General features: G+C 52.1%; 5 protein-coding genes. 4 read left to right on the top strand and 1 reads right to left on the bottom strand.

Features of this window, described 5'->3' with window-relative positions; translation table 11 throughout:
• The first annotated feature begins 167 nt into the window (after window positions 1-167).
• From N645_RS0111620 to N645_RS0111600, 4 genes are all read left to right on the top strand, one after another.
• Window positions 168-2,444 (top strand): peptidase domain-containing ABC transporter, encoded by a 2,277-nt coding sequence (locus tag N645_RS0111620; RefSeq protein WP_024461685.1) that lies wholly within the window; start codon window positions 168-170, stop codon window positions 2,442-2,444.
• A complete protein-coding gene (locus tag N645_RS0111615) occupies window positions 2,441-3,235 on the top strand; it encodes a hypothetical protein (RefSeq protein WP_152521694.1) in 795 nt (264 codons plus the stop codon). The genes N645_RS0111620 and N645_RS0111615 overlap by 4 nt, the downstream gene beginning before the upstream one ends.
• Before the next feature lie 3 nt (window positions 3,236-3,238).
• A complete protein-coding gene (locus N645_RS18035; protein ID WP_152521693.1) occupies window positions 3,239-11,626 on the top strand; it encodes a calcium-binding protein in 8,388 nt (2,795 codons plus the stop codon).
• Between the two features lie 66 nt (window positions 11,627-11,692).
• Window positions 11,693-13,033, top strand: coding sequence for an HlyD family type I secretion periplasmic adaptor subunit (locus tag N645_RS0111600; protein ID WP_024461682.1), 1,341 nt, complete (start codon window positions 11,693-11,695; stop codon window positions 13,031-13,033).
• A 142-nt stretch (window positions 13,034-13,175) separates the two neighbouring features.
• Here the strand turns inward: N645_RS0111600 and N645_RS0111595 are convergent, their stop codons facing one another.
• Window positions 13,176-15,509, bottom strand: coding sequence for a Tex family protein (locus tag N645_RS0111595; protein WP_024461681.1), 2,334 nt, complete (start codon window positions 15,507-15,509; stop codon window positions 13,176-13,178).
• Between the last annotated feature and the right edge of the window lie 173 nt (window positions 15,510-15,682).

The following is a 15,682-nucleotide window of genomic DNA, read 5'->3' as shown; positions in this document are numbered from 1 at the left end:
ATTTCTTACGATTCAACTACTTCAGTTGTTTCCAATGTCGCAATTTGCAACCTTATTTCGTTAAGATAAGATAAAAGGCACAACGTAAGAGATCTCAATTAATACGATTGTATTATAAAAAACAAAGCTACCTTCTGGCTAGAGAAGTAGGTGAAAGGGACAAACCAATGGACGCGGTTAACAATCAGGAAATGTGGGGGAACCTCAAAAGAGGGGCGAACTCACATGGGGGCTTAGAAGGCTCCACCGATATTTACGAGCTCGAAATTTCACAAGACCATTTCCTATGGGCTCTGGGCAGTGTTTGTCGGCTCAACCAGGTACTTTTCAGTCCAAAGTTAATCAGTCAGCAATTCCCACCTCCTTACACAGTGGCCTCAATAGCGCTGGCGGGGCGTGCTCTGGGTTTCGCAATTGAGATTACCGAGAAATCCACCGATAGCCTGAATTCTCATGAATTGCCCTGTTTCTCGTTTCTTGTTGAGGGTTCTGAAAATGAATCTGGTGGAGTTGGTATTTCGAAAGAGCTGAACTCCTCTAGCAATACCTTGCTCGTTCTGCTCTTCGAAAGGCAACAAGATCAACAGCTTGTTTACTTTGACGCTGGCACCAATACCCCAAAGTTGCTGAATGCCCCTGAGGCAGCCTGCGGACTTTATCCCCTTCAATTGAAATTCTCTGTTGTGGAGGAGGAGCCAAAGCAAGACGAACTGGACAGCCAGCCCAAGAAATTTGGCTACCGCTGGTTTATCCCGGAATTGGTCAAGTACAAACCCATCTGGCGTGACGTGTTGCTGGCGTCACTTGCGATCCAGATCATCGCCCTGGCCACGCCTATATTTACTCAGGTGATCATCGACAAAGTAATCGTCCACCATACCCTCAATACCTTGATTGTTATTGGTGTTGCACTCTGTATGTTTATGATTTTTACCGCAGCGATGACCTGGGTGCGACAATATTTGGTGCTGCACACAGGTAACCGCATAGACGCAATACTGGGAAGCCACGTATTCAGTCATTTATTCAACCTACCGCTTAAGTACTTCGAGCATCGTCCTACCGGGACCTTGGTAGCCCGTATTCAGGGAATGGAAACGATCCGGGAGTTCATCACCGGTGCGGCCGTTACCCTTATTCTGGATCTGCCTTTCCTCTTTATATTCCTGGCCATCATGTTTTACTACAGTTGGCAGCTTACCTTGATTGTGCTTTCGGTGATCCTTGCGATCAGTGTGTTGAGTCTGGCGATTACGCCCACCTTGCGCGAACGCTTGAATAAACAGTTTCAACACGGCGCCCGAAACCAGGCGTTCCTCACCGAGTACATCAACAGCATGGAGACAGTGAAGTCACTTCAAATGGAACCTCAGCTACGCCAGCGGTTTGGTGGATTCTTATCTACTTACCTGCAGGCGAGCTTTAAGTCACGCAGTCTGTCCAACACCTACAACGTTGCCGCGAATACGCTCGAACAGTTTCAGACGCTAGCAGTACTTTGCGTAGGTGCGTGGCTGGTAATGACCACCGATACATTGACGATAGGCATGCTCGTCGCTTTCCAGATGTTCGCCAGCCGCCTCTCTCAGCCAATGCTGCGTATGGTGGGCCTCTGGCAACAATTCCAACAGGCAAACATCGCCGTCAAACGACTGGGCGACGTAATGGACGCCCCGGCTGAGCCCTACGCGGTTACTCCGGTCCGGACCCAATCCGACAAAGGTCATATTGAGTGTCAATCCCTAAGCTTTCGGTACAGTGCAGACCTTCCCTACTTGTACCAGAAACTGGATCTAACTGTAGAGTCAGGTAGTGCCGTTGCAATTATGGGGCCCTCGGGCTCTGGTAAAAGCACATTGGCCAAACTACTCCAGGGCTTCCATCGTCCGTCTGATGGACGGATAAAAATCGATGGCCGGGATGTCAGGCATCTCGCAGCCAATGAGCTGCGGCAATACTTTGGTGTAGTACCTCAGGAGACACAGCTATTCTCTGGTACCGTACATGAAAATCTCATAGTCGCAAACCCGGGCGCTACTTTTGAACAGATCACCCAGGCTTGTCGAATGGCGGAAATTCATGAGGTTATCGAGCAGCTTCCAAAGGGCTACCAAACCGAACTGGGTGAGCGTGGTGTTGGCCTATCGGGAGGCCAGAAACAGCGCCTGGCCATTGCTCGCGCATTGCTTAAACGCCCGGGCGTCTTGATATTTGATGAAGCCACTAGCGCTCTTGATCAATCCACGGCTGAACAATTTGCGAGAACCGTTAATAAACTACGGGGAAAAGTAACTTTGCTGTTTATTACGCACCAACTGCCTAAAGGACTAATGGTGGATAAAGTGGTGACGCTTGGAAGCCAGCTTGAGTGCCATCTAGCCGTGGATAGAAAGGATCAAGAGGAAACACCCCTAAGTTCAAATTTGGAGCACGAACCATCATGAAACAGTCTTTATTGATACTTATTCTTATGGCGCTCACATCTTTTGCATGTTCGGCAAATGATTTAAAGAATCAGGAAGGGCCTTACCGGAAAGGATCCGCAGAGCAAAGAGCTCGTGAGATGATTCAATCATGGTCTTCCGTTGAGTGGTCGATTCCATCGTATATGTCATATGGCGATATATGTAATGAGTTTATCAATGATCTGACAAAAAATCCGGACTTAATTACCATTGTTCCGCCGACCGTAGAAGTAGATGATTGGAATGATGATAAGTTGCAACGGTATGTAGGAAGTTGCAAGAAAAGAGAATTTACCACGAGAGAGGAATACTCAAGGGTTAAGACAGGGGGCGGAGAGTCGACAGAAATTCCCTCCGGAAAGTTTTTCTACGCCGATGACCAGTACGCTGTATGGGACGACGGAAGTAATAACACCGTAATACTCTATACCGGACCCCGATACCAGCTTCCTGAAAGAAAAGTAGGTTATGTTCCTGAAAGGGAAAGAGAAGCTCTTGATAAAGAGTTCATATATGGAGGAATTTTCCATGAAATTGAGTTGCCTAGATGTAAAAAAATAGAGTCAGTAAGGGAGAAGTCATCACCTATTACAAGGAGAGAAGCTAATCATAGGAAAAGCATTATTATAAACTATAAAGAAAACAAATATATGCTGTCTATTTCTCTTCCAAATCAAGAAGACTCATACATTATTAGGTTGTTTGACTTTCGTAATATGTCAATTGGTAAAAGTAAGTGTTCAGCAATCGGAGAAAGCAAGGAGCTATAAAATATGACAATTAATTTTAGGCGGGTGGATGATTACGCCACTGAAGTCCGCTCAGTTATTACTGAAGGCGAGGGCTTTAGTCGTTCCGTATATGATGATGGTGTCAATCATATTCCAACAATTGGCTATGGCTACGCTTTGGTTGTAAATGGCGAGAATGAATGGGAAGTTAAGGCAACTCTTTCGGATGATATGGAGTCCTTGGGAATCACGCTGTCTTTAGAGGACGAGCTTTCGCTGGAGGAAATAGTGGCCGCTCTAAATGGAGAGTCGGAAACTACAGCAGAAGAGATAATGGATGACTATGAATTTGATTTAACTGTTGATGAAGACGAAGCGAACACGTTATTTGATGCTGAAAGGGAGAGAGCGGAAAACGCTATTGAGGGTCAATTGGCTCGACATCTGAACTCTGAAAGAGCCGCTGAAATATTTACCGAGTTATCGGAGACTCATGAGTTAGTGGCGCTTACTTCATTGGCCTACACAAATTATACTCTGATAGGCCCCGGGCTTTCTAGTGCTTTGGATGAGGGGAATCGCGCAGAAGCATGGTACGAGATTAGGTATGCCAGCAACGGTGGAGATGACGCTGGTATCGCCAAAAGACGATACCATGAAAGTCACATCTTTGGTCTATACGATGACGGTGTGGACGCTGAGACGATCACTAATGATCAAGCTCGCCAAGTATACAGAATGTTCAATCGGCGGCGAGAGGATATTCTCGACTATGAATCCCGCTATGGTGTAAACCCGGATGGGAGCGATGGCAACCGGAATATGATTGCGGAAGCCAATGAAGACTATTCTCCGGATACCGGTATTCCGACGCTGGAAGAGGCGCTGTCTCCCGCCACGGGCTATTTAATGGAAGAGTACGTCACCAGTCTGGACGAAAGTCTGACGGAGACCATTGATTTTCAGAACATTTGGGTAGACCGTCTGGATAACGAGGGAGACTCCCAAGGCTCCGGTGACGGCGTTCCGACTATGTCCGGCGGCGAAGAGAACGATCTATTGGTGGGAAGCGACAGTGGATCCGATCTGGAGGGAGGTAACGGCAATGATATCCTCTGGGGTGGTGAGGAGAACGATACGCTAAAAGGCGGAGCCGGCGATGATTGGCTTGTTGGAGGTGAGGGTCTAAATACCCTAGAAGGTGGCACAGGATTTGATACCTACGTATACCGTGACGGTGATGGCGTTGGTCTTATTAAGGATGAGGACGGGCAAGGCCGAATCATCGTTAACGGCAATGAGTTGGGAGAGGGTAAGCGACAAGAAGATCAGGATTATTGGGATGCTGGCAACGGTGCCCGATACTATCTATCTGAGGATGGTGAGGGCGTTAACAGTTTGAAGGTGAGTCTGGCTGATTCCGAAATTTTCCGAATAGAGGATTGGAACGAGGGAGATCTTGGAATTGAGCTGATTTGGGTTGGGGAAGAAGAGGAAGAGCCCGAAGACCCAGTTTTTCAGTATGTGATAAACGGCGACTTGGAACCGCTGGAGGATGATGGTGAGTATCGCTATAACGAGCTGAACAATGTGGTGACAACAGGCAATGCACTGCATGGGTACAACGATGTTCTTTTTGGATCCGGTGGTAGCGACAGTATAAGTGGTGGTTCTGGAAATGATTCTATTGTCGGGTACGACGGAGATGACTTGATAGAGGGTGGAGAAGGGAGTGACCTGTTAAGCGGTGGTTCCGGGGAAGATAGAATATTTGGGGGAGCCGGAGACGATTACATTTATGCGGGAGGCACTTATTCGGGCTATCGGATACCGAGCCCTGAAGAAACACCTTACGTAGCTCCGGATAATGCGATCATCGTGGGCGCCACTTGGTCTGTTTACCCTGCTAGCAGTGACAATGCAAGTCACACTTTAGGAGCTTCAGGGGTAACCCTTGTCAACGATGGGAACGATTATGTGGAGGCTGGCGATGGTGATGATGTCGTCGACGGCGGCTACGGTAATGACGAATTATACGGCAACTCGGGAGAGGACTCGCTAAGAGGTGGTGCCGGAAACGATAAGATTTTCGGTGGAGAAGATGACGATTACATCCGAGGCGACAGTACGCATATTCCAGGGTTGATCGGTGCCATTGATCCCGAATTGCATGGTAACGACTACCTGAATGGTGGCCAGGGTGATGACATACTCCTGGGACAAGGTGGCAACGATGAGCTCTACGGCGGCGAGGGGGACGACCGTCTTTGGGGTGATAACGATGATTATCAAAATACTCCCGTAGAATACGCAGGAGAGGATTATCTGAGTGGCGGCTCAGGCAATGACCGGTTGGTTGGCGGTGCCCATGATGATCGTTTGTTTGGCGGCGAGAACGACGATTTTCTTTGGGGAGATGACTCGGACCCGACTCGAATGAATCCCGAGTACGCGGGGAACGATTATCTGGATGGTGGCTCCGGAAATGACCGGCTGTTTGGTGGTGCCAAAGACGACAGCTTATACGGCGGTAGTGGGGATGACTACCTTTGGGGTGAAGATTTGAACCCCGGTGATGTGGATCCAGCTAATGTAGGTAAGGACTTGCTGGATGGTGGGGCTGGTGACGACCAGCTTGTTGGTGGAGCCGACGAAGACACACTGATTGGCGGATCAGGGAAGGACAGAATGTGGGGCGACGATGTTGGGCTGGATGGCCAGTACCATGGGTCTGATTACTTGTCAGGAGGAACAGGTGATGACTTACTGGTTGGTGGCGGAGCCGGAGATACTCTCCTTGGAGGCGATGGCTCAGATACCTTGGTAGGCGATAATGATGCGAGTACTCTGGACGGAGAATATCATGGAAACGACTATTTATATGGTGGATCTGGCGAAGATACCCTGGTAGGAGGCGGAGGAGACGACACACTTGTCGGTGGGCCGGAAAATGACCGTCTCGAAGGCGATGGCTTGAACGTTGATCCTGAATTTCATGGGGACGATTATCTGGATGGCGGTGAAGGCGATGATGAGCTATCCGGGGGTGGCGGAAATGACCTGCTACTGGGGGGTGATGGAGAAGACTTGGTGGTTGGAGATTCCGCTGATCTGAATGGTGCCTATCATGGGAACGACACACTCTATGGTAATGCGGGTAATGATCAGTTGGCCGGCTATGGCGGAGACGATCAACTTTACGGTGGCAGCGGCAATGATCAAATACTGGGGGACGGAGGAAACACCGACCAACAGTATCACGCTGATGACTGGCTTAGTGGCGGAGTCGGTAATGATACGATGGTTGGTGGAGGTGGTTCGGATACGCTGCTTGGCGGCGATGGAGATGATCAGCTTCTGGGGGACGGAAGCGATATTCTGGAACAGTATCAAGGGGACGACCACCTGGATGGTGGAGCCGGAGATGACACACTGATTGGCCATGGAGGGAACGATACCCTGATAGGCGGTGATGGTGAGGACCATATAGAAGGTGGCAGTGGCGACGACATTCTGCTGGGTGGAAATGGCAGCGATTACCTAAGTGGTGGTGCTGGTGCCGATATCATGGAAGGTGGCGAGGGTCAGGACGTTCTTATCGGTGGCGGTGGCGGCGATACGCTTATTGGCGGGGCCGGCGAAGATATTTACATCTATACCCCGGGAGAAGGATCAGTCTCAATTGTTGATAGCGCCTCAGGCGGAGAGAACACCCTGCGCTTCGGCGGTTCAATTACCTTCGGCAATATCAGCCTCGGACTGGGGTCTCTGCTGATCCGCACGGGCAATGAGGGCGATGAAATTCATATTGAAGGGTTTGATCCGGACAATCCGTACCGGGAGCCCGCAATCAGCTACTTTGAGTTCTCAGATGGCACCATTGCCAGCTATGAAGAGGTGCTCGAACTTGGTTTTGACTTGGAAGGTACCAGCGGCGATGACACACTGACGGGAACCAACGCCGATGATCGCCTGTTTGGCTATGAAGGTGACGATGTCATTATCGCCAAAGACGGCGATGACCTGCTTGATGGCGGGTCCGGCGCGGACGACATGAGTGGTGGCAGTGGCGATGATGTGTACATTGTAGACAATGTCGACGAGCAAGTTCATGAAAATGAAGATCAGGGGCAGGATCGCGTTGAGGCATCCGTAAACTACGAATTGCCAGACAATGTTGAGGAGTTGATTCTGACGGGCGCGGCCGTTAGTGGTAAAGGCAATGTGCTTGATAACAACCTGTCGGGCAACGAGCTCGATAATACTTTGTCGGGCATGGCTGGTGATGACCGGCTTTTGGGTGGTTCCGGCGATGATACCTTGCTGGGGGGCACCGGTGACGATGAGCTCGTTGGGGGCTCGGGAAACGACTATCTGGATGGTGGAAGCGGTGCCGACACCATGGAGGGCGGCGCAGACGATGATACTTATATCGTCGATCATGCGGATGATCGTATCATCGAACGTACCGGTGCCGGCCAAGATCAAGTATTCAGCTCGGTCTCTTACGAGCTTTCCGATGATAACGGTCATGTGGAGAGTCTTTCCTTAACTGGCGATCAATCCATTGACGCTATCGGTAACGCCATTAACAATCGCTTAACCGGTAACGATGAAGACAACCGCCTCGAAGGCCGTGCGGGCGATGACACGCTCAATGGCAGGGCCGGTAACGACTTTCTGTTCGGTGGTGACGGCGACGATTACTTGAGCGGTGGCGACGGCGATGACACGCTGGATGGTGGAGAAGGCAATGACACCCTTTCCGGCGGGGCCGGCGACGATACCTACATTGTTCGGTCCGGGCAGGATATTGTCGTAGAAGCCGAGAGGGAAGGCAGAGACACCGTCGAAGCCCATGTGTCATACACGCTGGGCAGCGACGTTGAAAATCTGTTGCTTGTCGGCGGTGATTTGGACGGTACCGGTAATGATTTGGACAACACCCTAACGGGCACCGACGGCAATAATCGGCTTGATGGGGTCGGAGGTTCCAATACCCTGATTGGTGGATTGGGAAATGATACGTACGTCATTAATGACCAAAACGACACGGTAATCGAAGAGTTCGCGGGGGGGATCGATACGGTAGAAAGCCGCGTAGATTACACATTGGGCGATAGCCTGGAACATCTGACCCTTACGGGTGACCAGGCTATTGATGGCGCGGGTAATGATCTAAGTAATCTGATCATTGGCAATGATGCCGCTAACGAGTTGTCAGGCGGAGGTGGAAGCGATGAGATCCGTTCTGGAAAGGGTGGCGATACTCTGAAGGGCGGAGCGGGTAACGACGAACTCTTCGGCCAGGCGGGTAATGATGATTTGATAGGTGGTCAGGGGCATGACCGGCTGGACGGCGGTCAAGGCGCCGATACCATGGCCGGAGGAGAAGGCAATGACAGCTATTACGTGGACAATGTGGCTGATCAAATTCAAGAAGACATCAATGAAGGGTATGACACGGTACATAGCTCCGTGAACTACACACTGTCCGCTAACGTCGAAGCGCTGGAATTGGGTGGCTACGATGATACTCAAGGCGTAGGCAATAGTTCAGACAACGAGATTCACGGTAATAGTGGGGATAACCACCTGATTGGCAAAGGTGGTGATGACTTTCTTGATGGCGGCGCTGGTGCCGACCTTATGGAAGGTGGCTCGGGTAATGATCAGTACATCGTTGACAATGCTCAGGACACCATCAACGAATCGGTTGACGATGGCTATGACAGTGTTCAAAGCTCCGTCAGTTACAGTCTATCCGAGAACGTAGAGGAACTGACGCTGACGGGTGAAAAAGACCTGAATGTACTCGGTAACAACGGGGATAATCAACTGAATGGTAATGATTTCCAGAACCTGATTCAGGGTGAAGGCGGGGATGATAACCTGGATGGCGCCGGCGGTGACGATGAACTCTACGGTGGCGACGGCGATGACTATATTTATGGTGGCGATGATGCTGTTCTGGAAAGTTCTTCTTCGTATGGAGGCTACTATGGCGGCTATTACGGAGGTTATAGCTGCTACGTAACATCCAATGATGATGTTCTGGATGGCGGCGCTGGCAATGACCACCTGGATGGTGGGTCCGGCGACGACATGCTTTATGGAGGTGAAGGCGACGATTACCTCTATGGAGGAGATGATGGCCTGAAATCGGATGCCTGTTCGTATGGAGGTACCTCCTACGGTGGCTACCCCTACTACGGTGAAGTCAGCTATGCCAATAACAATAACGACATTCTGTTTGGCGGTTCCGGATATGACGTGTTGGATGGTGGATCTGGCAATGACGAACTGGACGGCGGCACTGGTGAAGATGAGCTGTTTGGAGGAGATGGCAATGACCGTCTGGACGGCGGTGAAGGTTTTGATTTCATGGCGGGTGGAGCCGGCGATGATATTTACTATGTAGACGGTTATTCGAAAACCATCATACACCCCGGCGACGGCGAAGATGATCAGGACGGTGACGATGATAAACCGCAAAAAGGCAATGAGGGCGTAGGGAATGGCGAAGACCCACCCCCGCCAGGGCATGATTATAACTGGAACGATGGGCCGGGAACCTCTCCAGGTAACCCGGGCAGTAAGGGAGGTAAAAATGGCAGCGACAGTAAAAAAGTAAACGACCATTACTCCAATGAAGATCATGCGTGCGGGACAGAGAGAACGAATGAGTCAAACTGTGATGGCAAAGGCGACTTTGGTGTTGACCTGAACGGAAGTGATTCCAGCTCTGGTTATACGGAAACGGTTTGGTATACAGACGAAGTTCATGAAGAGACGGATGAGGGCTACGATATTGTCTACAGCTCCGCTACCTACGCCTTGGATGACCACTTGGAGGAATTGCACTTGGTTGGTACCGAGGATATTGACGGTGCCGGCAACTCTTCTGATAACGTGTTGTTTGGGAATGAAGCCAATAATCGCCTGGACGGCCAAGGAGGTGATGATGAAATGCACGGAGGCTTGGGCGATGATATTTACGTGGTAGATAGCGACGCCGATCAGATTACTGAGCGATCGGGAGAAGGTGTCGACACAGTAGAAAGCTTTATCGATTATAAACTGTCAGAAAACCTTGAGAATCTCATGCTAGTGGGCGATGCCAATCTTACCGGAGAAGGCAATTCGGGTAACAACACCTTGGTAGGAAATGCCGGAAATAACGTGCTTAAAGGTGGTCTAGGTGATGATACATATGTGTATCGTTTAGGGAATGGTCTGGATACCATTGAGGACAATTCCGGCACCAACAGCGTTCAGTTTGGTGAGCATATCGGCCGAAGTAACGTGGTGGCGCGTAGCTCAGTAAAGGGTGAGTCAAACGTCGTACAGGTTTATATGGTTGATCGTCATGGTAATGAGTTGGCTGATCAGGGGTTGACATTCAATATTGATGAAGAGGGGAACAGTCCGGTATCCACGTTCCGGTTTGAAAATGGAGATGAGGTGTCATTAAGTGAGTTGTTGGTGTCTGAGAAAACGCATTATGGAGATAAACGCCGAAACACGATAACAGCTGAGCATAATGATGACGTGATTTATACCGGCCAAGGCAATGATGAAGTTCATGCCGGAGGTGGTCATGACCTCGTTCACGGCGGTTCCGGGAAAGACAGCCTGTATGGAGAGGCCGGGAACGATCAGCTGTTCGGCGAAGAGGGGGCAGACCAGCTCAATGGTGGTTATGGAAACGACGTTCTAGTAGGTGGTCAGGGGAGCGATACTCTATCCGGGGCTTGCGGCCATGATTTATTGTCGGGAGGAAGCGGTAGCGACGCCCTTTCCGGAGGCCAGGGGAATAATATCCTGATTGGTGGTTCAGGTGACGACTTGCTTGACGTGGAGTCTAATGCCGAATTGCTCCTGCACAACCAGGGAGATGGCATGGATAGTGTTACCGTTGATGAGGACGTGGATAACTATGCGATCTCTCTGGGCGGGGAGGTCTGCTTGGATGATTTAATGCTAAAACGTCATGGAAATAATCTTGTCCTTGAGACGGGACAGGGTCGCCACTGGCGTGATAAGGAGGGATTAATATTAAATGATTGGTATGACCGAGAAGCCGATGAAAGCCCAGAAGTTCGGTTGCAGATCGTCATGGAAGCTGCGGGCGACTTCGGTGAGAGCACAAGCGATGCACTGTTTGCCAATAAAGTGCAACAGTTTGATCTGAATAACTTGGTGGACAAGTTCAATGCATCGGGCAAGGATCGGTGGGGAGTGATGGACTCCCTTCTGGATGCCCATCTGGAAGGCAGCGATACTGACGCCCTGGGCGGAGAAGTGGCTTACCAATACGGATTGAAAGGCGAGCTGTCCGAGCTGTCGCATAAAGACATTCTGTCTACATTGTCGGCGTCACGCAGCAATCCTCAATCCATTCAGCCCGGTTTGGCGAGCAACAGCTAGTAGTTGCTTCTCCATAGGCCTACTGGACTGGCGTTTCCGGTAGGCCTACAGAAGAGTTCGAATAACATGGTATATAAACCTACGTCCCAGAACACTACGGATTTTTCACCGCATTTGTTGAGTATTTTGCGTGCACCTCCCTCCCCGTTACCTCGGCTGATCCTTGGGATTCTCCTGACGCTGTTAGGTCTCGTTGTTCTTTGGGCTTTTTGGGGGAAGCTCGATATCGTTGCCCGTGCGGAAGGTAAACTCATTCCCCAAACGCGTCTTAAGGTCGTTCAGCCTCTGGAAGGCGGGCGAGTGTCGAAGATCCTGGTGCGTGAGGGGGAGTTGGTCGACGCCGGTCAACCCCTTATATTGATGGATTCTGCCATCTCTCAAGCGGATACGCGAAAGCTTGAGTTGGAGCTTAAGCTGACCGAGCTGCAAGTTAGGCGGATTGAGGCGGAGCTCGACGAACGACCCTTTCAATCCGTTGATGAAGATGACGCGCTCCTATTTCAGCAGGTTCATGAGCAGTTCCTTATAAATAGAGCAGCATTGACTGCCGATCTCAATGAACAAAAATCAGCGCTAATCCGGATTCAGGAGCAATTGGCTTCTGCGTCGCAAGTAAAAGAAAAGCTGGAAGAGCTACTGCCGATCTATCGCGCTAATGAGGAAGCCTACGAAAAGTTGGCGAAGGTGGGTAACAGTGGGCGACTTGAATTAATGGACAAGCGAAAGGATCGGATAGAAGCGGAGCAGGACTTGCGTGCTCAACGCCATAATATCAAAGCCCTTCAGGCCGAAATGGCGCAAGCCGAATTTCGCGTGGATCGCATTACCACTATGTACCGCCAAAGACTATTGCAAGAGCGAGGCGTTAACAATCAGAAAATCGCTCAGCTCAAGGAGGATTTGGGCAAGCAGCTTTATAGAAATCACCTTCTCGAGTTAACGGCTCCACAAAATGGCATTGTCCAGAATGTCGCGGTGAGCACTGAAGGCTCGGTGGTTCCCTCGGGAACCGTATTGTTGACACTCGTCCCTGACAATGAGCCGTTACAAGCGGAAGTCTTTATCGAGAACAAGGATATTGGCTTTATTGATTCTGGACAGAACGCGAAGATTAAATTATCGACCTATTCATTTCAACGTTACGGAATGATTGATGCCACTGTCGAGAATATTAGTGCAGACTCTATAAGTGACCAGAATAGTAGTGATACATCAACATCCAGGCAGTTTGGATACAAGGCAATCCTTACGCTCGAACAGCAGCAACTGGTAAAGCAAGGTATACACTTTGATTTACGGCCGGGTATGCAGGTGTCAGCGGAGATAAAGACGGGTTCCAGGTCGGTGGTTGAGTATCTGCTGTCACCCGTCAGGAAAACGTTGTCTGAGGCGGCGCATGAGCGTTGACGGCAGGTTCAGGTATGTAGGGAACCAAGACGGTGCCATATAATTTCAGGCTCCCTTAGAGAAGCATGGGGCGCGCCCGTACCCGTGGACACCCAACCAAACGGCACGCGTGTCGTGCCGTTGAAATAACGTTGAAACGCCCTTACTTCTTCTTCAAAGCTTCCTGCAACAAGGCGCCCATACTGCCCACACCGGCACCCTGACCACCACGGTTGCCCTGACGGTTCTGGCCACCGCTTGATTTCGGTGCGCGGCGCGGGCCGCCTTTGGGGCCGTCGGTTTTCTCACCCGGCTCATCGTCAAGGCGCATGGACAGGCCGATGCGTTTGCGCGGCACGTCCACTTCCATCACTTTGACTTTCACCACATCGCCCGCCTTGACCACTTCGCGGGGATCTTTCACAAAGGTGTTGGACAGGGCGGAGATGTGCACCAGGCCATCCTGGTGAACGCCGATATCGATAAAGGCACCGAAGTTGGTGACGTTGGTCACCGAGCCTTCCAGAATCATGCCCGGCTCCAGGTCCTTGATGGTGTCCACGCCTTCCTGGAACTGGGCGGTTTTGAATTCCGGGCGGGGGTCGCGGCCGGGTTTGTCCAGCTCGCGGATGATATCGGTGACCGTCGGGACCCCGAATTTTTCGTCGGTGTACTCCGCCGCTTTCAGGCTGCGCAGAAACGCCGAGTCGCCGATCAGACCTTTCACTTCGCGGGCGTTGATCTGGGCGATCTTCTCCACCACGCTGTAGGCCTCCGGGTGCACGCCGGAGGCGTCCAGTGGGTTGTCGCTGCCGGCGATGCGCAAAAAGCCCGCTGCCTGCTCAAAGGTTTTGTCCCCAAGGCGCGGCACTTTTTTCAGTTCGCTGCGCGAGCGGATCACCCCATTGGCGTTGCGGAATTCCACGATATTGTTGGCCAGGGTCTGGTTCAGACCGGACACGCGGGCCAGCAGCGGCGCCGAAGCGGTGTTCACTTCCACGCCCACGGCGTTCACACAGTCTTCCACCACGGCGTCCAGCTCCCGGGCGAGTTGGGTCTGGGATACGTCGTGCTGGTACTGGCCCACACCAATGGATTTCGGATCGATTTTCACCAGTTCTGCGAGCGGGTCCTGCAGACGGCGGGCGATGGAAATGGCACCGCGAATGGTGACGTCCAGGTCCGGAAATTCTTTGGCGGCAAACTCGGAGGCCGAGTACACCGAGGCGCCGGACTCGTTCACCATCACGCTCTTGGCTTTCAGGTCGCTGTGCTTTTTCAGCATGTCCTGAACAAATTTTTCGGTTTCCCGGGAGGCAGTACCGTTGCCGATGGCGATCAGCTCCACATCGTGCTTTTTGCACAACGCGACAATGACCGCTTCGGCTTCAGCGATTTTGAATTGAGGCGCGGTGGGGAAAATGGCGCCGTGGTCGACCACCTTGCCGGTGGCGTCTACCACGGCCACTTTCACCCCGGTGCGCAGGCCCGGGTCCAGGCCGATAGTAGCCTTTTGACCGGCGGGGGCCGCCAGCAGCAGGTCTTTCATATTGGCGGCAAACACCTTGATCGCGGCTTCCTCGGCCACCTCCCGCAGCTCACTGAGCAGGTCGGTTTCCAGGTGGGTCAGCAGTTTGACCCGCCAGGTCCAGCGCACCACCTCGCCCAGCCACTTGTCCCCGGCCCGGCCCTGGTCGCGAATCTGCCAGTGATCGGCCACCATGGCTTCGCAGGGGTGGGCTTCGGTGCGCTCGGGCTCCTTCTCACCCAGCGTCAGAGACAGGTTGAGAATGCCTTCGTTGCGGCCCCGAAACATGGCCAGCGCGCGATGAGAGGGCACGCTCTTGAGGGGCTCATCGTGCTCGAAATAATCCCGGAACTTCTGCACTTCCTGGGACTGGTCGGCGTCCTTACCCGGCGCCACCCGGGCGCTCAGGTTGGCTTCGTGCTTGAGGAAGTGGCGCAGCTTGCCGAGCAGCTCGGCGTCTTCGCTGAAGCGCTCCATCAGGATGTACTTGGCGCCATCCAGTGCGGCCTTGGTGTCGTCGATCTTGTGTTCGGGGTTCAGGTATTTCGCGGCTTCGGTCTCCGGATCCAGGCTCGGATCCCCCAGCAGCGCCTCGGCCAGGGGCTCCAGGCCCGCCTCGATGGCGATCTGGCCCTTGGTGCGACGCTTGGGCTTGTAGGGTAAGTAGAGATCTTCCAGGCGGGTCTTGGTATCCGCCGCCTTGATGTCCCGCTCGAGCTCGGGGGTCAGTTTTTCCTGCTCGGCGATGCTCTTGAGAATGGCCTCGCGGCGATCTTCGAGCTCCCGCAGGTAGCGCAGGCGCTCCTCGAGGTTACGCATCTGGGTGTCGTCCAGCCCGCCAGTGACTTCTTTCCGGTAGCGGGAGATGAAGGGCACGGTGGCGCCTTCGTCGAGCAGGGCGACGGCGGCGGCGACCTGCTGTTCGCGGCAGTTCAGTTCTTCGGCGATGCGTTGGGAGATGCTGTTCATGCGCTGACCTAAGGTTGAGAATCTCTGGTTAAACAAAATGCCAAGGCCGCTCATTATCCGCAATTGGCTCCGCCAGACCAGTCTTGTTTTTGGGGAATTTTTGTGAGAGCGGCTAGGCCGGATTTCTGATTGTAGGTACTTCGAACAGAATGCTCCGCCTGGGTAACTCCTTC

This window comes from Marinimicrobium sp. LS-A18, from assembly GCF_000463525.1.
In the GTDB taxonomy this organism is placed as follows: domain Bacteria; phylum Pseudomonadota; class Gammaproteobacteria; order Pseudomonadales; family Cellvibrionaceae; genus Marinimicrobium; species Marinimicrobium koreense.
Note: the sequence above shows the minus strand (reverse complement) of the source record. Positions and strands in the feature narration are given on the sequence as shown.

Bases quoted from the DNA above. Each gene is read 5' to 3' on its own strand.
- N645_RS0111620 (WP_024461685.1), top strand. From the start codon at position 168: ATGGACGCGGTTAACAATCAGGAAATGTGGGGGAACCTCAAAAGAGGG.
- N645_RS0111615 (WP_152521694.1), top strand. From the start codon at position 2,441: ATGAAACAGTCTTTATTGATACTTATTCTTATGGCGCTCACATCTTTT.
- N645_RS18035 (WP_152521693.1), top strand. From the start codon at position 3,239: ATGACAATTAATTTTAGGCGGGTGGATGATTACGCCACTGAAGTCCGC.
- N645_RS0111600 (WP_024461682.1), top strand. From the start codon at position 11,693: ATGGTATATAAACCTACGTCCCAGAACACTACGGATTTTTCACCGCAT.
- N645_RS0111595 (WP_024461681.1), bottom strand. From the start codon at position 15,509: ATGAACAGCATCTCCCAACGCATCGCCGAAGAACTGAACTGCCGCGAA.